General features: G+C 63.4%; 19 protein-coding genes and 2 pseudogenes. 16 read left to right on the forward strand and 5 right to left on the reverse strand.

The features are described 5' to 3' along the window. Nucleotides 1-132: 132 nt before the first annotated feature. Together murJ and CXY73_RS20250 are read right to left on the reverse strand one after the other, a co-directional pair. The gene (gene murJ / locus CXY73_RS20245; protein ID WP_104136018.1) at nt 133-1,761 is read right to left on the reverse strand and encodes a murein biosynthesis integral membrane protein MurJ; all 1,629 of its coding nucleotides are present in this window, start codon (nt 1,759-1,761) and stop codon (nt 133-135) included. Continuing rightward, nucleotides 1,754-4,072, reverse strand: coding sequence for a DUF6049 family protein (locus CXY73_RS20250; RefSeq protein WP_104136017.1), 2,319 nt, complete (start codon nt 4,070-4,072; stop codon nt 1,754-1,756). The genes murJ and CXY73_RS20250 overlap by 8 nt, the downstream gene beginning before the upstream one ends. 79 nt (nt 4,073-4,151) lie before the next feature. Here CXY73_RS20250 and CXY73_RS20255 point away from each other — a divergent pair, with 79 nt between their 5' ends. The 10 genes and pseudogenes from CXY73_RS20255 to CXY73_RS23070 all read left to right on the forward strand — a co-directional run bounded on the left by CXY73_RS20255 (nt 4,152) and on the right by CXY73_RS23070 (nt 10,982). Next, nucleotides 4,152-5,582, forward strand: coding sequence for a CCA tRNA nucleotidyltransferase (locus CXY73_RS20255; protein ID WP_104136016.1), 1,431 nt, complete (start codon nt 4,152-4,154; stop codon nt 5,580-5,582). 148 nt (nt 5,583-5,730) lie between these two features. Continuing rightward, nucleotides 5,731-6,099, forward strand: a pseudogene (gene rpsF, locus CXY73_RS20260) (30S ribosomal protein S6); the annotation flags it as partial. A gap of 183 nt (nt 6,100-6,282) precedes the next feature. Then, a complete protein-coding gene (locus CXY73_RS20265) occupies nt 6,283-6,801 on the forward strand; it encodes a single-stranded DNA-binding protein (RefSeq protein ID WP_092448003.1) in 519 nt (172 codons plus the stop codon). A 49-nt stretch (nt 6,802-6,850) separates the two neighbouring features. Next, entirely contained in the window at nt 6,851-7,114 is a 264-nt protein-coding gene (gene rpsR, locus CXY73_RS20270) for a 30S ribosomal protein S18 (RefSeq protein WP_035835236.1), read from the forward strand. A 9-nt stretch (nt 7,115-7,123) separates the two neighbouring features. Beyond that, complete coding sequence (rplI, locus tag CXY73_RS20275) at nt 7,124-7,573, forward strand: 50S ribosomal protein L9 (RefSeq protein WP_104136015.1); 450 nt, start codon at nt 7,124-7,126, stop codon at nt 7,571-7,573. Nucleotides 7,574-8,150: 577 nt separating this feature from the next. After that, nucleotides 8,151-9,458, forward strand: a complete 1,308-nt coding sequence (dnaB, locus tag CXY73_RS20280; protein ID WP_255411409.1) for a replicative DNA helicase — start codon at nt 8,151-8,153, stop codon at nt 9,456-9,458. An 86-nt stretch (nt 9,459-9,544) separates the two neighbouring features. After that, a complete protein-coding gene (locus CXY73_RS20285; protein WP_104178727.1) occupies nt 9,545-10,141 on the forward strand; it encodes a hypothetical protein in 597 nt (198 codons plus the stop codon). A 26-nt stretch (nt 10,142-10,167) separates the two neighbouring features. Then, nucleotides 10,168-10,437 (forward strand): hypothetical protein, encoded by a 270-nt coding sequence (locus tag CXY73_RS20290; protein ID WP_233198498.1) that lies wholly within the window; start codon nt 10,168-10,170, stop codon nt 10,435-10,437. A 210-nt stretch (nt 10,438-10,647) separates the two neighbouring features. Continuing rightward, nucleotides 10,648-10,737, forward strand: a pseudogene (locus CXY73_RS23065) (alcohol dehydrogenase catalytic domain-containing protein); the annotation flags it as partial. A 32-nt stretch (nt 10,738-10,769) separates the two neighbouring features. Further along, a complete protein-coding gene (locus CXY73_RS23070; RefSeq protein ID WP_233198524.1) occupies nt 10,770-10,982 on the forward strand; it encodes a hypothetical protein in 213 nt (70 codons plus the stop codon). A 58-nt stretch (nt 10,983-11,040) separates the two neighbouring features. Here CXY73_RS23070 and purB read toward each other — a convergent pair whose 3' ends face one another. Further along, nucleotides 11,041-12,423, reverse strand: coding sequence for an adenylosuccinate lyase (gene purB / locus CXY73_RS20300; protein WP_104136013.1), 1,383 nt, complete (start codon nt 12,421-12,423; stop codon nt 11,041-11,043). Next, on the reverse strand, nt 12,420-12,947 hold the full coding sequence (locus tag CXY73_RS20305) for a low molecular weight protein-tyrosine-phosphatase (protein ID WP_104136012.1): 528 nt from the start codon (nt 12,945-12,947) through the stop codon (nt 12,420-12,422). Before CXY73_RS20305 ends, purB begins: the two co-directional genes overlap by 4 nt. A 126-nt stretch (nt 12,948-13,073) precedes the next feature. Here CXY73_RS20305 and CXY73_RS20310 point away from each other — a divergent pair, with 126 nt between their 5' ends. Both CXY73_RS20310 and CXY73_RS20315 read left to right on the forward strand, forming a co-directional pair. Continuing rightward, a complete protein-coding gene (locus CXY73_RS20310) occupies nt 13,074-13,361 on the forward strand; it encodes a hypothetical protein (RefSeq protein ID WP_104178728.1) in 288 nt (95 codons plus the stop codon). Next, nucleotides 13,358-14,782 (forward strand): hypothetical protein, encoded by a 1,425-nt coding sequence (locus CXY73_RS20315; RefSeq protein ID WP_146071833.1) that lies wholly within the window; start codon nt 13,358-13,360, stop codon nt 14,780-14,782. The genes CXY73_RS20310 and CXY73_RS20315 overlap by 4 nt, the downstream gene beginning before the upstream one ends. Nucleotides 14,783-14,791: 9 nt before the next feature. Here CXY73_RS20315 and CXY73_RS20320 read toward each other — a convergent pair whose 3' ends face one another. Next, nucleotides 14,792-15,184 (reverse strand): phage holin family protein, encoded by a 393-nt coding sequence (locus CXY73_RS20320; RefSeq protein WP_104136009.1) that lies wholly within the window; start codon nt 15,182-15,184, stop codon nt 14,792-14,794. Between the two features lie 113 nt (nt 15,185-15,297). Here CXY73_RS20320 and CXY73_RS20325 point away from each other — a divergent pair, with 113 nt between their 5' ends. The 4 genes from CXY73_RS20325 to CXY73_RS20340 all read left to right on the forward strand — a co-directional run bounded on the left by CXY73_RS20325 (nt 15,298) and on the right by CXY73_RS20340 (nt 20,012). Further along, nucleotides 15,298-16,404 (forward strand): histidinol-phosphate transaminase, encoded by a 1,107-nt coding sequence (locus CXY73_RS20325; RefSeq protein WP_104178730.1) that lies wholly within the window; start codon nt 15,298-15,300, stop codon nt 16,402-16,404. 97 nt (nt 16,405-16,501) lie between these two features. Beyond that, on the forward strand, nt 16,502-17,593 hold the full coding sequence (locus CXY73_RS20330; RefSeq protein ID WP_369831270.1) for a thiamine pyrophosphate-dependent dehydrogenase E1 component subunit alpha: 1,092 nt from the start codon (nt 16,502-16,504) through the stop codon (nt 17,591-17,593). Continuing rightward, nucleotides 17,593-18,597, forward strand: coding sequence for an alpha-ketoacid dehydrogenase subunit beta (locus tag CXY73_RS20335; RefSeq protein WP_104136006.1), 1,005 nt, complete (start codon nt 17,593-17,595; stop codon nt 18,595-18,597). The genes CXY73_RS20330 and CXY73_RS20335 overlap by 1 nt, the downstream gene beginning before the upstream one ends. 32 nt (nt 18,598-18,629) lie before the next feature. Then, nucleotides 18,630-20,012 (forward strand): dihydrolipoamide acetyltransferase family protein, encoded by a 1,383-nt coding sequence (locus tag CXY73_RS20340; protein WP_104178731.1) that lies wholly within the window; start codon nt 18,630-18,632, stop codon nt 20,010-20,012. Nucleotides 20,013-20,252: the final 240 nt, after the last annotated feature.

Below are 20,252 nucleotides of genomic sequence, written 5' to 3' on the forward strand. Positions count from 1 at the left end.
GTTCCGATACAACACATCCTAATCGGATGCTATTCCATGCTCTCCCAGCTTGTGAGGCGGTGTTCAGCTGGCGGAAGACTATCTTGAAGCGCTCACGGGAGCGCTGAGCTGCTCGTCAGGTTCGAAGTACTTTTACCGGCCCAGGCGTCTCTGCAGGGGCGCGAGAAAGGCCGTCAGCTCGGCACTGCGCATGACCAGGAGCAGACCGAAGTACGCCGCGGCCATGACGACCCCGATCAGGAGCATGGAGAGGATGGCGCTCAGTCGGGACGCGACGGCAAAACCGTCCCCGACGTTTCCGCCGAGAATGAACAACAACGTGATTCCCAGGCCGACCGGAATGATCACTGCGGTGAGATACTTCACGAGGCTGCGCACGATGCGGCGGCCATCGATCCCGCCGAGGCGTCGGCGCAGCAGCGCGGCGGCCAGCAGGCACTGGAGCGCGCCGGAGATGGTGATGACCAGGGCGATTCCGACCGCGATCCACTCCACCGGCAGTTGAGCGCAGCCCATGACCCCGAGCACGGTCAGCACGACCTGAAACAGGGTGAAGAAGAACGGCGTGCGGGTATCTCCGAGGGCGTAGAAGGTACGTTGCAGCACGAACAGGATGCAGAAGGCGATCAGTCCGAGAATGAAGGCGATGATGACGTTTCCGATGCCTTGGATCTGCTCGAACGGTGCCACGAATACCGCGGCGAACGGATACGCGCACACGGCGATCACGGCCGCCGCGAGCACGATGATCAGGGTGGTGCCGCGGATCGCGGAGGAGGCATCCGCTCGCACCAGATCAAACTTTTCCAACGCAGCATGCTCGCTCATGCGGGTGAAATAGGCGGTGGCCACCGAGACGGTGATGACCGAGTGTGGCAGCATGAAGATGAGCCAGGCGGTGGCGAGCACCGCGATGGACGCTTTGCCGGTGGCGAGCGACACGACCTGTGTCTCGACAATGCCGGCGATGGTCGTCAGGATAAGCATGCCGAAGGTCCAGGTCGCCATTTTGCCGGCCGCTCCGAGGCCCACACCGCGAAAGTGAAAGTCGGGGTGAAAGCGCAGGCCGATGCGTTTCCAGAAGTAGAACAACACCACGGCCTGCACGATGACGCCGAGGGTGGCGCTGCCGGCCAGGACTGCGATCATGGCCGGGGTGAATTCATCGGCTGCCCGGTCGCCGGTGGCATCGGCACCGTACATGGCGCCGAACACCAGCAGACCGGCGATCGCCACTACGTTGTTGAGCACCGGAACCCAGGTGAACGGTCCGAACATTTTGCGCGCGTTGAGTACCTCCCCGAGCAACGTGTACAGACCGTAGAAGAACATTTGCGGCAGGCACCAGTAGGCGAACGCGATGGCGAGGTTTTTTTGGTCGGCTGGCAGGTTGATGCCGATGAATCCGGTGATGGCCGGCGCGAACAGCGTGCCGAGGATCGTTGTCACCGCGAGAATCGACAGGGCGAGGGTGAGGAGCTTGTTGATGTAGGCGGTGCCGCCGTCGAGGTGCTGGCTGGCGCGCACGATCTGCGGCACCAGAACGGCCGTGAGGATTCCACCGGCGACGATGACGTAGACGGTGTTGGGCAGCTGATTGGCCAGCGCGAACGCGTCAGCGCTGTCGCCGAGCTGGCCGATCATTCCGGCCAGCACGATGAGCTTGATGAAGCCAAGAATGCGCGACACGATCGTGCCGGAGGCCAGGAAGGCGCTGGCCCGGCCGATGCTGCCGCCCGTGCTGGTCGGGGTCTCAGACATCGGGGGTCACCGTCAGCCTCACGGTGTTTTCACCAGCGGATGCCGCAGTATTCGACTCAGTGAAGCGTTCCCGACGACGGCTGATGATATTGCGCCAAATGCCGAATCCGAAGAAACCCACGACCAGAATCGCAAAAATGCTCGCGCCGACGCCTTCCCAGTCGGCGCGCACGCTGACGTCGATGGGAGCGGGCTGGCCGAGGGGGGTACCGTTCAGGGTGAACAGGGTGACCCGAAGAATGACGTCACCGTTTCCGACGGCAGCGCTTAGCGGCACAGACACCGCCTGCGCGGAGTTGGGCTGGATGATCGTCTCGAGTGTGTCCCCCACGACGAGGCGCCCATTCGACGGTACGACCTCGGTGCGCACGGTCACGGCCTGATCCAGGGCGTTGTTGAGGGTGATGCGGAGGTCGACCTGGCTGCCGACGACGATGATCGGTCCGCGCGTAGTCACGGTGACGGCATGCATGAGGTCGAAGGATGACGCCAGACTCGCCGCCACGTGGTCAGCCCAGGCCGATGACTGCGCGGTCCACGAGGTATCCAGCAGTGCGAGCAAGTCGAGGCGCAGGGGCGCTGTCACCACGACCGGATCGGCCAGGATCGTGGCAAAATCAGCGACAGCGGCCTCACGATCGAGCAGGGAACGGGCTAGCGTGACCCGGGCGGGGTCGATGGCCTCGTCCTGGAACGTCACGGTGGTGGCCGGCGTGGACTCCTGCGCGGCCGCCAGGGAGACGGCATTCGCCCAGGAAAAACCAGCCAGAGCGGCCATGGTTTGCCCGACCCGATTGGCGGAGGTCGGACCGCCGCGTTCAAACGTGGTCAACAGCGTGCGCGCCGAGTTCGGGTTCTCGGCCGAAACGATTGCCAGCAGCGAGGCGGCTTCTGACACGCTGACCCGCCAGTCATGGTCGGTCGCGGCATCGGCGGCAGCACGAATGGCCGAGGACAGCGCGCTGTCGCTGACCAGGCCGAGCCCGGTGGGGAGGGTAACCGCGGCGTTCGGGGTGAAGCCGTCAGACTGTTTTACGTTGCCGCTGGAGAGAATGGTGGTGGTCAGCCCACTCGCGGCGAACACGTCGAGGTCGGTGCTGGCGACCTGGCCGGCGATGGGCCAGCCGATAGTTGTGCTGGAATAGTTCCAAGCCAGCAGGTCACTGGTTGTGGGAATGACCGTCTCGCCCGGCGTCACCGTCGGGCCGGGCGTCGGAGTCGGTGACGGCGTGGTCTGAGTAGATGTGCGGGAGATGACGCTCGGCACATCGGTGGTTGTCTCGGGAACGGGAGTGTTCGAGGGGACGACGAACAGACTCGGATCGATGGCCTGCGCGAAGGACGTTGGCGCGAGCAGGGCGGACGCACCGGTCTGGGCCTGCAGGGAGATATCGGCATCGGCATAGCTAAGAGGGAAGATGTCGTTGCTCGCCGTGGCAAGGCGATCGAGCCAGGCCACGGCGGAGGCGGGAGCGGCGGTGCCCAGAACTCGAATGGACGCGATGATCTGCGGGTCGATGGCGATCGCCATCGTGGGCAGGTCGATCACCGAATCAAGCTGGCGTGAGAGCAAGCCGACCGAGCTCGTATAAGACTCGAGCGCCTTGGCTGTAATCAGGCCGGTCGCGCTCTCCGGGGTTGTGATCGGCATGATCGATGCCAGCCCGACCGGGGTGGTGGCGCTCCCGGGGGACCAGACGAATGTTCCCCGGCCCTCGGCGCGAACGACATCATCGACGGTGAGAATGGCCGCAACTCCGCGCGCTCCCCAGGCGTTCTGGTCGGTCAAGCCGACGGACGCAGCGGGAACGGTGATTGACAGGTTCGTGTTCGCACCGGCCGCAATAGCTTGTGTAGTCGGTACGCTCAGCATCTGATCGCCCGAATTGGCGTCAGCGTCAGGGCGCAGCCAGGACTCGAGGGCCGCTCGGGTTGTGAGGGCGAGATCGGCGAGATACACATCGACCCGGCCGATCGGAATCGCCGCGTCGGTATTGTTCTGCACGGCAACCGTCAGGAGCAGATCCTGGCCGGGCGATAGCTCGGAGGAATTCGTGCCGGAGACGGTGATCCCGACTGAATCAGCCGAGGTTATGGCGGTGCCGACAGCAGTCTGTGGGGCCTGGGCCAAGGCTGCAGAGAGCCCCGCGACCGGCGTGAGAATCAGCGCAGCCAGAGTGAGGACGCCCGCCACTAACCCCGCCGTCGGCCGCAAGCGCCCTGCCCTGCTGGTGCGCTGGGCCGAACGCACGGCAGTGCGTGCGGCAGCCGGGAGCGCGGGCCGATGCGCGGAATCTGACTCGGCGACCATAGGGGGATTCTACGGCGTGCCAGCCGGAAGCCACCTGCACCGAGTCTGCGCGCCGTGCTCTGACAACTAATATGGATATATGCAGAGCGTCGCGGCAGCCCTCGCACGACTGGGCGACCTGGCTGCCTCTCCCACGGTATCCCGTCTGGCGAACGCATTTGCGGCGGCCGGCCATGAGCTGGCTTTGGTCGGCGGTCCGGTGCGAGATGCGTTCCTCGATCGGCCGCTTCATGACCTCGATTTCACCACGGATGCGATGCCGGACGAAATTCTCGCGCTCGTCAAACCACTTTCTGAAGCGCAGTGGGACATCGGTCGGAACTATGGCACGATCGGGGCGAGCCTGGCCGGTGAAACCGTGGAGATCACCACATATCGCGCCGACAGCTACGACGGGACCACCCGCAAACCAGACGTGGTGTTCGGACGCGAGCTCGAACCCGACCTGCTCCGCCGTGACTTCACGGTCAATGCCATGGCGCTGCGCCTGCCGCAGCTGACTCTGGTCGACCCGGCCGGCGGCATCGATGACCTGCTGGCCGGGCGCCTGCGCACTCCAAGCACCCCGGAGATCTCCTTTGGAGATGATCCATTACGAATGCTGCGCGCGGCCCGGTTTACCGGACAGCTGGGTTTCACGCTGGATCTGGATACCGCACTCGCGATGGAAAAGATGCGCGATAGCATCCGCATCGTGTCGGCCGAGCGCATCGGTGACGAGATCTCGAAGATGCTCGTGTCGGCGGACCCGCGCGCCGGTATCGAAGTGCTGATGGAGTCGGGTTTGGCCGAGATCGTGCTGCCAGAAATTCCCGGCCTGCGGCTGGAAATTGACGAGCATCACCACCACAAAGACGTTTACCAGCACACCCTCACCGTGCTGGAGCAGGCGATGGGCTACGAGAAATCACGCGGGAACTTTGAGGCGCCCGACCTGATCGTGCGCCTCGCCGCACTGCTGCACGACATTGGAAAGCCGGCCACCCGAAGGCTCGAACCCGGCGGGGTTGTCAGTTTTTACCACCACGACGTGGTCGGGGCGAAGCTGGCCAGGAAGCGACTGCGCGCGCTGCGCTTCGACAACGACACCATTAATGCCGTAGCCCAGCTGATCGAACTGCACCTGCGGTTCTTCGGTTACACCGAGGGTGCCTGGACCGACTCGGCCGTGCGCCGCTACGTGCGCGATGCCGGTGACCAGCTGGAGCGACTGCACATTCTGACCAGGGCGGACGTGACGACCCGTAACCGGCGCAAGGCCGACCGGCTCGGTTTCGCATACGACGACCTGGAACAGCGCATTGCCGAGCTCAACGAGAAGGAAGAGCTCGGTGCCGTGCGTCCCGACCTTGACGGCGAGCAGATCATGGCCGTGCTCGGGTTGAAGCCAGGGCGTGAGGTGGGCGAGGCCTACCGGTATCTGCTCGAACAACGACTCGACGACGGTCCGCTGGGCCAAGCGGAAGCCACTCACCGACTGCAGGAGTGGTGGGCGGGGTGGAGCCGCTAGGGGTGCAGTGGCTTAAGCTGGCGGCATCCGGTAGCATGGGTAGGTTGCCTGCGTGCCGGATTCCCCGGACTAGCGCAAGCAGCACATGCACAACCCTCCTGTTGCAGAAAGTCTGCAGCCGTTTTAGTCCGAAGGAGGTGGGTTAGTCATGCATCAGTACGAACTTATGGTTATCCTCGATCCCGAGATCGATGAGCGCACCGTAGCTCCCAGCCTTGACAAGTTCCTCAACGTTGTTCGCAACGATGGCGGAACCATTGACAAGGTTGATGTCTGGGGTCGTCGTCGTCTCGCTTACGAGATCAACAAGAAGACCGAAGGCATTTATGCCGTCGTGGACTTCACCGCTAACGCTTCAGCAACGGTCGAGCTCGACCGCCAGCTGAGCCTGTCCGAAGCCGTTATGCGCACCAAGGTGCTCCGTGCAGAAGAGGGCATCGCCCAGGTCGTCGTCGCGAGCAAGCTGGCCGCCGAGAAGGCTGCCCGCAAGGCTGCCAACCCGAAGGTTATCGCTGCCAAAGCTGACGCTGCAGCTGCTGCAGCTGCAGCACCGGCCGCCAAGGTTGCCGCTGCCGCGAAGCCGGTCGTTGCCGAGGCCGTTGTGGCCGAGGTCCCGGCCGCGAAGGTTGCTGGCGCTAAGCCTGCTGCTGCCAAGGCCGCTCCGACCGCCGTTGCCGACAAGGCAAGCGACAAGTAGCCCATGGCTGGCGAGACCGTAATTACCGTGGTGGGCAACCTCACCAGCGATCCGGAGCTGCGTTACACGCAGAACGGCCTGGCGGTTGCCAACTTCACCATCGCTTCCACTCCGCGTACGTTCGATCGTGCGGCCAACGAGTGGAAAGATGGCGACGCGCTGTTCCTGCGTGCGAGCGTTTGGCGTGAATTCGCCGAGCACGTGGCAGGTTCACTGACCAAGGGTTCGCGTGTCATCGCTTCCGGTCGTCTCAAGCAGCGTTCGTATGAGACGAAGGAAGGTGAAAAGCGCACGAGCATGGAACTCGAGATCGACGAAATTGGTCCTTCGCTGCGCTACGCCACCGCTTCCCTCACTCGCGCGCAGTCGTCCGGCCCCCGTAGCAGCGCTCCCGCTGCCGGTGGCCAGGGCAATGATGAGCCGTGGGCTCCCAGCGCACCCGCCAAGACTGCGTCGCCCGCAGCATCCGGCGGGGACGTTTGGAATAGCCCAGGCAACTTCAGTGACGAGACCCCCTTCTAAGCCTCGCCTCGCGCGGAGCTAACGTCTTCTTTTAGAAAGTAAGGAAATCATGGCTGGAAAGTCGAGCGGCGACCGCCGCAAGCCGCTTCGCGGAGCAAAGGGTGGCAAGAACGCCGCTCCCGCGAAGTCGATTCGGGTTGGTGTCATCGATTACAAAGATGTCCCCACCCTGCGCAAGTTCATCTCCGAGCGTGGAAAGATCCGCGCCCGCCGCATCACAGGCGTTTCCGTTCAGGAACAGCGCCTCATCGCCCGTGCCGTCAAGAACGCCCGCGAAATGGCTTTGCTGCCCTACGCAGGCTCAGGCCGGTAAGGAAACCAAATGTCGAAATTGATTCTGACGCATGAGGTCTCCGGCCTCGGTGCACCCGGCGACGTCGTAGACGTCAAGAACGGGTTTGCTCGTAACTACCTCGTTCCCAAGGGCTTCGCTGTGGCGTGGACCCGCGGTGGCGAGAAGCAGATCGAGCAGATCAAGGCAGCCCGCGTAGCGCGCGAGCACGCCACCTTCGAAGAGGCCGAGGCGCTCAAGGTCAAGCTTGAGAACACCAAGGTCACACTGGTCGTCAAGGCCGGTGCCGGCGGGCGTCTGTTCGGTTCAGTCAAGACCACGGATGTGGCGAACGCCGTTGCAGCCGCCGGTCTCGGCACGGTCGACAAGCGCAAGATTGAACTCACCGCGATCAAGCTGACCGGTGAGCACACGGCAACGGTTCGTCTTCGCGACGAGCTCAGCGCTACGATCACCCTGGTGGTCGTCTCAGCCAAGTAAGGTCACTGCCGGTTTCGCGAGTCACCGGTACGTTTGCCTCTTCCATAGCGGAGGGTTCCGAAAGGAATCCTCCGCTATGCGGCGTTAAGAGCCATTTTGTCGGGGTAGACGCAACACTTTTGTACACAGGTGAGCATTCGTCTCGTCAAGGTTCAACGGTTGATTGAGGTTACTTTATTCACAGCCTATAAATTCTATGAATCACCTGATCAAATCGATTTATGCGGCTGCGTTAAACTATTTATACACAGCTGAGTGCACAGGTTCTGCACAATCCGCACGGCGTTTCGCGCAGATTCTCCACAAGGTTATCCACAGGGGGGTTTGTGGGGGCGCCGCTACCTACCTAAGGTGATGCAGTGCTGGTTTCTAACCCAAGCTGGTGAATCGCGGCCCGTGTCGGTGGGTCCTGATACACCTGAAAGCACAAGAGAGAAAGAGGTATCGAGTGTCGATCGCTCACCTGGGCCTGGCCAAACAGCCAGCGTCAAACGAGTACGCTTCGTCAGCCCGCGGTGGCGCAGTCGACCAGAATCGAGGTGAGCGGCCCGCTGAAGCCTGGAAGTCGGAGCGCTCCCTGCCGCACGATCTACTCGCCGAGCAGAGCGCCCTCGGTGGCATGATGCTCAGCAAAGACGCCGTTGCCGATGTCGTCGAGACCGTGCGCGGCGGGGACTTCTACATTCCCAAGCACGAGATCATCTTTGATGCCATTCTCTCGCTCTACGCGCAGGGTGAGCCCACCGACGTCATCACGGTCACCGACGAGCTGACCAAGCTCGGTGAGTTGTCGCGAGCCGGTGGTGCCGACTACCTGCACACTCTCACGAGCCTTGTGCCCACGGCAGCCAACGCCGGCTTCTACTCGACCATCGTGGCTGAGCGTGCCCTGCTGCGCCGCCTGGTCGAGGCTGGTACCCGCATTGCTCAAATGGGCTATGCCGGCGAGGGTGAGGTGCTCGACCTCGTCAACACCGCACAGGCCGAAATTTACTCGGTCACCGGCGGCACCGAAACCGAAGACTACGTACCGCTCACCGATGCCGTCACCGCCGCCATCGAGGAGATCGAGGCGGCCAAGCTCAAAGACGGACAGATGAGCGGTGTACCGACCGGTTTCGCCGATCTAGACGAACTGACCAACGGATTTCACGGCGGCCAGCTCATTATCGTCGCCGCCCGTCCGGCCCTGGGAAAGTCCACCCTCGCGCTCGACTTCGCCCGCTCGGCTTCGATTCACAACAACATGCCCAGCATCTTCTTCTCGCTCGAAATGGGACGAAGTGAAATTGCGATGCGCCTGCTCGCAGCCGAGGCATCCGTTCCACTGCAGAGCATGCGCAAGGGAACCGTCGAGGCCCGGGACTGGACCACGATCGCGGCCACCCGCGGTCGCATCAACGATGCGCCGCTGTACATTGACGACAGCCCGAACATGACCCTGGTCGAGATTCGGGCCAAGTGCCGCCGCCTCAAGCAACGGGTGGGGCTCAAGATGGTCATCATCGACTACCTGCAGCTCATGACGAGCGGCAAGAAGGTCGAATCGCGCCAGCAGGAGGTCAGTGAATTCTCGCGCGCGCTCAAGCTGCTCGCCAAAGAACTGCAGGTTCCCGTAATCGCGCTGTCCCAGCTCAACCGTGGTCCGGAGCAGCGGGCCGACAAGATGCCGGCCATCTCCGATCTTCGAGAATCGGGTTCGCTTGAGCAGGACGCCGACATGGTCATCTTGTTGCACCGCGAGAGCGCTTATGAGAAAGACAACCCGCGTGCCGGCGAGGCCGACCTCATCGTGGCCAAACACCGTAACGGCCCCACCCGCACCGTCACGGTCGCCTTCCACGGCCACTACTCCCGGTTCGCCGACATGGTCACCGGCGGTTAGCCTCGGCACGCAGCCCGCTCGCAGTCCCGGGCCGAGTCGCCACGTAGACTGGACACGACAAAATTGTGCAACGAAAGAGGTCGTGCGTGGCGAAGACCCAGGCGCCATCAAACGTCGGTCCGGGGTACTGGACCGTTCCCTTTGGGCGCGCCATGATCGCGGTGATTCCCGCTGCGATCATCACCTTCAATCGGGATCACTCAGCCCAACTAGGATTGGTCGTGTTCGGCGCGTTCGCCCTCGCAAGTGGCCTGTTGCTCATTCTGACCGGGCCGCGCGCACTGACTGTAGCTACCGACCGCAGCCTGTTCCTGATCAATGGAATCGTGAGCATGGTAGCCGGCGGAGTGGCCCTCGCATTTTACACCGGCGGGCACGGGTTCTTCCTGTTCGTAGTGAGCGTCTGGGGGGCCGTCACTGGGTTCCTGGAGATCTATGCCGGCATTCGCGTGCGTAAGCGCGCCGTACCCGCGAAGGATTGGCTGTTCACGGGGATCAGCACCGCCATCCTCGCGCTGCTGTTTCTCCTGCTTCCGCCCAACCCCGTCGTGTCGGTAGGTTTGTTCGGAGCTTATCTGGTCTTTCTCGCGGTTTTCCTGCCCATTGCCGGGCTCTCCCTCAAGTGGGATTCCCCGCGGCAGCGCCGCGGCGTTCCCGTCCCCAACGATTCGGATTCCCTGTGACATTTAAACGCGTGCCAAGAAAAAAAGTGACCAAGAAGATTCCCGGTACGCCCAACCCCGCGCACCAGCCGAGTCGGTCCGATCGGCTGAAACCGGCTGAACTGCTCGGTATTTCCGGTCTGATGGGACTGTTCATCGCCGGCACGGTTCTTTTGACCACGCGCGACCTGATATTTTCGGCGATTGGTTTCGGCGTGACCTTCATCGTGGCCCTCGTGGTGATTGCGATGCTTGTACTCGGCATGAAGCCGAACGCGTTGGAGCAGACTGACCTTGATGAGCAAAACGGGCACTGAGCACTCGCTGGCATATCGCGTGGCACGCCCAGCTCGGGTGTTCTAAACAGGGATGCCCGCCGCGGACTCAAGCGCCGACGGTGGTCGCCGGGTCTTGAGGTCGAGACTTGGGGACTGTCCCGTGGGGCGTTCAGTGGCATCCAGCCGTCGAAAGCGGCTCGGAGTCACCCATCCGAGCGGGGGTCGACCCCCGCTCGCATCGGGCAGCGTGTGGCCGTTGAACCGCAGCGGCCGTGCCGCGCCTGCGAGCAATGCAAAGCCGGCCGTTACAACCTTTGTCCCGACATCGAGTTCTTTGCGACGCCGCCGATCGACGGGCATTCTGCGAGTACGTGGCGATTCAAACGGACTTTGCTTATGCAATTTTGGACGGCGTCTTTCGCTACACCAACACCTGGCCGCTCGGAATTCAGCTGGTCGAGAGCGGCGTCGTCGAGCTTGACGTGCTGGTCACGAGCACTTTTGTGCTCGCCGACGCTGAGCAGACTCTCACTGCCGGTCGCGAGCCGGGCCAGATGAAGGTCATCCTCTACGCCGGTCGGTGATGAAGCTGCGCACGTCCGGCCCAACCCGAACCTGCGCTGGTTCACCTGGCTGGACCGACTACGGCAGATAGTCGATCAGAGAGTCAGCGAGACCGATATAGCCGGCCGGGGTGAGGTGTAGCAGACGAGTCTTTGCGGCCGGGCCGATGTCGAGGGTTGAGACGAAAGCGGCGAGATCGGCGCTGGTGATGCGCTTGCCGCGGGTCAGCTCCTTGAGCAGGGCATAGGGGTCTTCGATCGAGGACCGGCCGGCCGAAACCTCGGCGCGAATCACGGTCTGGATCGCTTCGCCGAGAATCTCCCAGTTGGAGTCGAGGTCGCGCTCCAGCAGGGCGCGGTCGATGTCGATCTCGCCGAGACCGCGCAGAATGTTGTCGAGGGCGAGCAGGGAATGCCCTAAACCGACGCCGATGTTTCGCTGGGTGGTGGAGTCGGTGAGGTCGCGCTGCAGCCGGCTGGTCACCAGCGTCGCGGCAAGCGAGTCGAGAATGGCACAGGACAATTCGAGGTTCGCCTCGGCGTTCTCGAATCGGATCGGGTTGATCTTGTGCGGCATTGTGGAGGATCCGGTGGCTCCGGCCTGTGGAATCTGACGGAAGTAGCCGATCGAGATGTAGGTCCAGATGTCCGTGGCCAGGTTGTGCAGGATGCGGTTGGCGTGGGAGGCGCGGGAGTAGAGCTCGGCCTGCCAGTCGTGCGACTCGATCTGGGTGGTGAGTGGGTTCCAGCCGAGGCCGAGGCCTTCGACGAACTCACGGGAAACGGCGGGCCAGTCCACCGACGGCTCGGCGGCGACGTGGGCGGCGAACGTGCCGGTAGCGCCGCTGAACTTGCCGAGGTAATCACCGGCGTCGATCTGTGCCACAACGCGCTCAAGCCGATAGACGAACACGGCTAGTTCCTTGCCCATGGTGGTCGGAGTAGCGGGCTGCCCGTGAGTGCGGGCTAGCATCGCATCCGCTCGAAATTCGAGAGCACTGCCACGCAGCGCATCGATGACCAGGCGAAGCTTGGGCAGCCAGACCGTCTGCACGGCGTCACGCACGGTGAGGGCGTAGGAGAGGTTGTTGATGTCTTCGCTGGTCGCGGCGAAGTGGGTGAGCTCGCTGATGTGGGCGAGACCGAGCGTGCCAAGGCGGCGACGCACGAGGTATTCGACAGCCTTCACGTCATGACGGGTGGTTGCCTCGAGCTCGGCGAGCTCATCGATCTCGGCCTGACCGAAGTTCGTCACGAGGGCGCGCAGGTCGAGCTTTTGCTCGCCGGTGAGCGGGCCTGAGCCGAACAGGCTGCGGTCGGTGAGTGTGATCAGCCACTCGACCTCCACGCGCACCCGGGCGCGGTTAAGGCCAGCCTCGGACAGGTATTCGCCCAGATCGGAAACGGCGGATCGGTAGCGGCCGTCAAGCGGGCTTAGAACCTGTACGGGTAGGTGACTCATTGGACTCCCTGTCGAATTGCGGGTGCAAGTTGTTTCAAAAGTGCGTGGTTGGCACTCTCAATCATGCCCAATACGGAGTCAAACAACGCATCGTCGGAATAGTAGGGATCTGGCACGTCGCACAGGGCGGCCTGCTCGGCGTCAAAACTCAGCAGCAGGCGTACCTTGGCGCGATCGCGATCAGCCAGTGCCCAGTTTCGCAGGATGCGCTCCTGGCCGCGGTCGAGGACGACGACCAGGTCGTGATCAGCGAACCAGAGCGGATCGAACTGTCGAGCCCGATGGTGGCTGCCGTCATAACCCCGCTTGGCCAGCGCGGTAATCGTGCGACCGTCGGCCTGCTCACCCACATGCCAGTCTCCGGTGCCGGCCGAGCTGGTCGCGATCAGTCGCTCCAAGCCGAGCTTCGTGATCAGATCACGCAGCACGACCTCGGCCATGGGCGACCGGCAGATGTTGCCGGTGCAGACGAAAATGATGCGGAATGGCGTCGACTCGTCTGGGGTGAGCGACGCGAAAGACATGTATTCCATTGTGGAGTAGATTCGGCTCCTGCACACGGGCAGTTTTCGGGGTCTGGGCACAGAATCGTCGAGGGGAGACCCGGCGGCCGGAGATTCTGCGACGATCGGCACTGATTGGGAGGTGCCATGGGCTTTTACGATTTTCCACCGGCCGAGAATCCCGCGGATCGTCTGGACCTGCTGCGATCACAGCGGCATCTCCTTTTCACGTTGTATGAGGAAATCGCTGCCGCGCGCCGAAACCTGGTGGTGCTCGACCCCAGCGACTTCTGGAATTCAGCGTCCCAGTGTGCATTTCAGCTTTGCCTGGCAGACGTGATGGTGGACCTTGATCTCGTGCTTCACTACCTCGACGAGGCGCGCGACAGCGTGCGCGCCCAAATCCAGTTTGCGGAGGCAATGTGTCGAGCGTGAGCGCTGACCAGGCGGGTGGGGAGCTGCTTGTCTCGGTCGGTGGCACCACCATTGTGGCAACCGATGTGGTGTTGGCCCATTCGCAGTTCCTGCACGCCGTGCAGGTCGAGGCGGTGAACTGGCGCACTCGTGCGCGCCGCATCGGGCAATTGGATCTGCGCGCTCCTCTGCCCGTGCCGGAGCCTTTGCCGGATTTGCTCCACGCAGAGTGGCTGCTCGATCAGTTTCAACATCGCTGCGGCGAGTTGGCCGACCACCTGGTGAAGGCGGCGGAGAATTACGGTCACGCAGAGATTGTCGCGCAACGCATCGCCCTCATCTACGGTGCAGATCTGGCTCATAACCTCGGCCAGTTCCTAAGATCCGCGTTGATGTTCTCGCCCTTGGCAATGGTGAGCGTGGCTGTGCCGGGCCTGGGCCTGCTGGGAGTGATCAGCGGGTCGAAAAGCGGTTCGGTGGGTGGAGTCGCGATCGACCAGCGTCTGCTCACCAATCCAACCGTGGTTTCCCTGGTTCGGGTGGCGGTCTCATCTGTCGACGATGTGAAAGCAGGCTTGATGGGAACGCCGCGGATTGTTGGACGAGTATTGGGCGACGAGGGCTTGGGGGTGATCGGGGTCTCCAATACCGCGCTCGGAGTGCTGACTACAGCACGGGCCACAGGCCGGTTTCGCGAAGCGCCGGTGAAAGTGGTGCAGGTGGGTGCACCGAGACGAGTCACCGCACCCAGCGGGGTGGCTGACCTGGCCGCTGCAATCCCGAATGCCGCTGTGGGCCAGCCGCAGGTACGGATCGAGAGATACGGTCCAGCCGGGAAACCATCATGGGTGGTCTATATCGGTGGAACGGTCGATTGGAACACGGTTGCCTCGAGCGAGCCGTGGGACCTCACCGCCAACGTGACAGCCATCGCCGGGCAGAATGCGGGCTCCTTCGCCGCGGTCGTGGCCGCGATGTCGTTCGCTGGAATTGCGTCGGACGACCCGGTCATTCTCTCCGGTTGTTCGCAGGGGGGCCTGGTCGCCACCCAGGTCGCCGCCGTAGGGACGTTCAACGTGCAGGCGGTCGCCACCTTTGGAGCACCCGAATCGAGCGTGCCGGTGCCACCGGGCGTCGCCATCCTTACCGTCGAGCACACCGATGACGTGGTGCCCGCGACGGGCGGGGACAGTCGGGTCGAATCAGATGATCGCCTCACCGTGCGCCGGGAGGCCTTTGCGATGGTGCGACCACCAACCAATGAGGCCTTGCCGGCGCACAACCTCGACCGATACCAGGAAACGGCGCAGCTCATCGACGCTTCCCCAGAAAAGAGCCTGCAAAATTTTCAGGACACAGTGACCGGTATTGTCGGAAACGGGGCGGGCGAGGCCGTCTTATGGCGAGGCATCCGCTTGCCGGCAGGGCCAGCCCCGAAGTGACAGCCCGGCTCAGTTACGGTCGGTGACCGGGCGCACGATCAGGCCGAGCAGCCAGGAGATGATGCCGAGGACCAAGGCACCGAGCACGCCCCACCATAAGCCATCGACGACGAGACCGAACCCCAGAAAACCGGACAGCCAGCCGACGAGCAGCAACAGCAGGCCGTTGACGATGAGCGCGAACAGTCCGAGGGTGAGGATGTACAGCGGAAACGCGACGACCCGCACGACGCCGCCGACGACGGTGTTCACGAACCCGAAGATCAGCGCGATGAGCAGGTAGGTGATCACACTGGCACCCGAGTCGGGTGCGTACGGAATGACGTGCACCCCGGTGACGAGCAGTGCGGTGAACCACAAGGCCACCGCGTTGACGATCAACTTGATCAGGAATCTGGCCATGTCCCTACTATCTCACCGGGAAGCGCCGCCAGGGCGGTACCCGGGCCGCGCGGTCGAAAGTCGTGCAATCATTCATTCGCCATTGCGAATATATGCGGGCGTAGACTCCACGAGTGAGCCTCTTCGACCGACCCTCCGTCCGCCTGCGCCCGGAGATCATCGCACTCCCGGCCTATCAGCAGGGCAAACCGGCTGATGCCAGTGCCTACAAGCTCTCCAGCAACGAAAACCCCTTTGACCCGCTACTGGGGGTCATCGCGGCGGTCACCGCCGAAACGGCCCTCAACCGCTACCCGGATGCCTCGGCGCTGGCCCTGCGTGAGCGCCTTGCCACCAAGTACAGCGTCGATGTCGACCAGGTGCACGTCGGTTCGGGCTCGGTGGCCCTGCTGGCCCAGCTGATTCTCGCTGCCGCCGGCCCTGGCGATGAAGTGCTCTACTCCTGGCGATCGTTCGAGGCCTATCCTTCGCTCGTCACCGTCGCGGGCGCGGCCAGCGTGCGCGTGCCCAACCGCGCCGATCACGGTCATGACCTGCCGGAAATGGCCGCCGCGATCAGCGACCAGACCCGGGTCGTCATCGTCTGCTCGCCCAACAACCCCACCGGCACCATCGTCACCAAGGACGAATTCGAGGCCTTCATGGCCGTCGTCCCGACCGATCTGCTGGTCATTCTCGATGAGGCATATATCGAATTCGTCACCGAAGCGGATGCCGTGACCGGCCCGTCGCTGCTGGCCCGCTACCCCAATCTGGTCGTGCTGCGCACCTTCTCCAAGGCCTACGGCCTGGCCGGACTGCGCATCGGCTACGCGCTCGGCCCGGTGGACATTCTGAACGCCGCCCGCTCGACCGCCATTCCGCTCTCGGTCACCGCGCAAGCAGCCGCGGCAGCGATGGCCTCCCTCAACGCCGAAAAGGAACTGCTTGACCGGGTTCGAACGGTTGCTGCGCGTCGCGATGCAACCTGGGCAACACTCACCCGGCAGGGCTGGAACATTCCCCAGCCGCAGGGCAACTTTCTTTGGCTGCCCACGGGCGCCGAAACCGCGAGTGTGGCCGAGGCTCTCGACGAGGCCGGCCTCGTCGTGCGCTCCTTCGTGCCGGAGGGCATTCGAGTGTCGATCGGTGAGGAGCAGGCTGTGGCGACACTCCTATTAATGAGCGCGGATCTTGTCGACGCCCTTCCCGTCGGTCACCCGGCACGAAAGATAGGTTAGTACAGTGTCAGCCACCCGAAACGATGCGACTGTGCCCATGACAGCAGCGCCCACGTCAGCAGCCTTTGGCCTCGATGGTGCCGAGACCTGCGTACGAATGATCTCCCCGAACGGCGCGTTCGAACCCAACGCCGCCGCCGAGGAGTTTCTGCCCTATCTCGACCGGCTCACCGAGGCCGATCACCGTCGCTTCTACCGTGACATGGTCGTGGTGCGTAAGTTTGACAGCGAAGCGGCCAACCTGCAGCGCCAGGGGCAGCTCGCCCTCTGGGTGCCGAGCCACGGCCAAGAAGCCGCCCAGGTGGGCTCCGCCTACGCCACCCGGCCACAGGACCACGTCTTCCCGTCGTACCGCGAGCACGTCGTCGGCATGATTCGCGGCCTCGACCTCGTTGATATTCTGCGGATGCTGCGCGGCGTCACCCTCGGCGGCTGGGTGCCGGAAGAGCACGGTAACTTTCACCTCTATACCCTCGTACTCGCCTCGCAGACCTTGCATTCCACCGGCTACGCCATGGGTATGCAGCTCGATGGATCGACCGCGACCGGCAATCCCCAGACCGATCAGGCCGTTATTGTCTATTACGGCGATGGTGCCTCCTCGCAGGGCGACGCCAACGAGGCCCTGGTCTTCGCGGCGAGCTACCAGACGCCGCAGGTGTTCTTTCTGCAGAACAATCACTGGGCCATCTCGGTACCCGTCGCTCGGCAGTCGCGCACACCGCTGTACCTGCGCGCTGGCGGCTTCGGCATGCCCGGCACCCAGATCGACGGCAACGACGTGCTCGCAAGCTTCGCGGTCACCACCAAGTCGATGGATGACGCCCGTGCCGGCTACGGCCCGTCGCTGATCGAGGCACTCACTTATCGGGTCGGCGCGCACACCACCGCCGACGACCCCACCAAGTATCGTGATCCCGATGAACTCGCTTACTGGGTGGCCCGCGACCCGATCGTGCGCTTTCGCACTTACCTGCAGGGCCGGGGTATTGAGCAGGAGTTCCTCGACGCCGTCGATGAAGAAGCGGCCGATTTCGCTGCTGACACGCGCAAGCGCGCGCTGGAGATCACCGGACCGGAGCAATCGGTGATCTTTGACAATGTGTATGCCGAACCGCATCCGCTGGTGGCTGAGCAAAAGGCTTGGCTGGAACGCTACGAAGCATCTTTTGATGAGGGTAAGAACTGATGAACGCTGTAGTTGACACGAACGTGGCATCCGCTTCGCTGCCGATGACGAAGGCCCTGAACGCTGGCCTTCGCCGGGCGATGTTTGATGACCCCAAGGTGCTGCTGATGGGCGAGGACATCGGCCCGCTCGGCGGCGTTTTTCGGGTCACCGAGGGGCTGATCGCCGAATTCGGGGACAAGCGCGTGCTCGATACCCCGCTGGCCGAATCCGGTATCATCGGCACGGCCATCGGCCTGGCCATGCGCGGTTTTCGCCCAGTCTGCGAGATTCAGTTCGACGGATTCGTCTTCCCAGGGTTCGACCAAATCACCAGCCAGCTGGCCCGGATGCGCAACCGGCACGAGGGCGGCCTGATCATGCCCGTCGTGATTCGCATTCCCTACGGCGGACACATCGGCTCGATCGAGCACCACCAGGAGAGCCCGGAGGCCTACTTCGCGCACACCCCCGGCCTGCGCGTGGTCAGCCCGTCGAACCCGCACGATGCCTACTGGATGATGCAGGAAGCAATCAAGAGCGATGACCCGGTTATTTTCTTCGAACCGAAGAGCCGCTACTGGCCCAAGGGCGAGGTGCGGTTTGAGCAGAGCGGAACGCCGCTGCACGCCAGCCGCGTCGTGCGGGCCGGCACCGATGTGACCGTCGTCGGCCACGGCGCCATGGTGAGTGTGCTGCTGCAGGCCGCCGAATTGGCCGCCATCGAGGGCATCAGCCTCGAGGTGATCGACCTGCGCTCGATCTCCCCGATTGACTATGGACCGATTCTGAATTCCGTGCAGAAAACCGGTCATCTTGTGGTCACCCAGGAGGCCCCCGGCTTTGTCAGTGTCGGCAGCGAGATCGCCGCCACGGTCGCCGAGCGGGCGTTCTACACGCTCGAAGCGCCCGTGCTGCGCGTCTCCGGCTTTGACACCCCGTTCCCCCCGGCGGCGGTCGAGACGCACTTTCTGCCGAGCCCCGACCGGGTACTCGAAGCCGTGGACCGCGCTCTCGCTTACTAATGGGCACTGATGAACTTTAAGAAGGGCACCTTATGAGCGTGTCGAAATTCACCCTCCCCGATGTCGGCGAAGGTTTGACCGAGGCCGAAATCGTCGAATGGAAGGTCGCCCCCGGCGACACCGTGGCGATCAACCAGGTGCTGGTCGAGATCGAAACGGCCAAATCCCTGGTCGAGCTGCCGTCTCCGTTCGTGGGCGTCGTCGCTGAAATTCTGGTCGCGGCCGGTACGACGGTCGACGTGGGTACGGTGATCATCACGATTGATTCCCAGGCCGACGCGAGTGCAGACCGGCCGGCGGCCTCTTCGTCAGCGGATGCCGCAGCATCCGCTCTGCAGGCGGACGACACGAACACGTTGGCCACGGATACCAGCAGCAGTATCAGCGACGAAGCCCCCGAGCCGGTACTGGTCGGCCGCGGTGCTGCCGCCACGATGCCGACGCGGCGTCGCCGGCACACCGGAACGAACGTTGCCCACGAGACGCTCGCGCCGGAACCCGCTGTGCGTGCGCGGGCGGAGCCGCTGGAGCCGACTCGGCGGTCGGCATCCGCTGGACCGGTTATGGCCAAGCCGCCCATTCGCAAGCTCGCCAAGGACCTCGGCGTCGACCTGTCGCTCGTTGAGGCGACCGGTCCGGTCGGCGACGTGACCCGGGAAGACGTGCTGCGCGGGACGACCCAGGCCAGTGTGTTCCGCAACATCCAGACGCCCCAATGGCCGGTGGATCGCGACGAACACATTCCGGTGAAGGGCGTGCGCAAGGCCATTGCCCAAGCCATGGTGAAGAGTGCCTTCACCGCGCCGCACGTTAGCCTGTTCGTCGACGTGGATGCCACCCGCACGATGGAATTCGTCAGGCGCCTCAAGGCCTCGACCGACTTCGCCGGAGTGCGCGTATCGCCGCTGCTGATCATGGCCAAGGCCATGATCTGGGCGGTTCGGCGCAATCCAACGGTGAACTCCACTTTCACCGATGAGGAAATCATCGTGCGGCACTACGTGAACCTCGGCATTGCAGCGGCGACGCCGCGCGGGCTGATCGTGCCCAACATTAAGGAAGCGCAGGACATGAGCCTGCTCGAACTCGCTCGTGCGCTTGAGAAGCTCACCATGACCGCGCGCGACGGCAAGACCAGCCCGGCCGAGATGAGCAATGGCACGATCACGATCACCAACATCGGCGTGTTCGGCATGGATACCGGCACCCCCATTCTCAACTCCCCTGAGGCGGGAATCGTGGCCCTTGGTACGATCAAGCAGAAGCCGTGGGTCGTCGACGGCGAGGTGCGGGTGCGGTACGTGACCACCATCGGTGCGAGCTTCGACCACCGCGTCGTTGACGGTGATGTCGCGAGCCGTTTTCTCGCCGACGTCGCGAGCATCATCGAGGAGCCGGCCCTGCTGCTCGAGTAGGACGGCACCGGCGTCTCAGGCCGATGCGCAACTGCTGGCCGATGCGCAACTGCTGGCCGGTTCGGCGGCGGTCGAGCTGGGTGTTCCGCTGCTGTTGACACCGACCTCCGGAAAGAGCATAGCGCTCGACCATGAGCTCACCCGCCTGGGGGCGTCAACCGTTCTCAGTATTGGTGGGGACGATGGAGTACAGAACACGGAAACAGCGGGTGACCACACTAGGTTGTGGATGCCTGCGAC

It is taken from the genome of Cryobacterium sp. Y50, assembly GCF_002929805.1.
Classification (GTDB): Bacteria; Actinomycetota; Actinomycetes; order Actinomycetales; family Microbacteriaceae; genus Cryobacterium.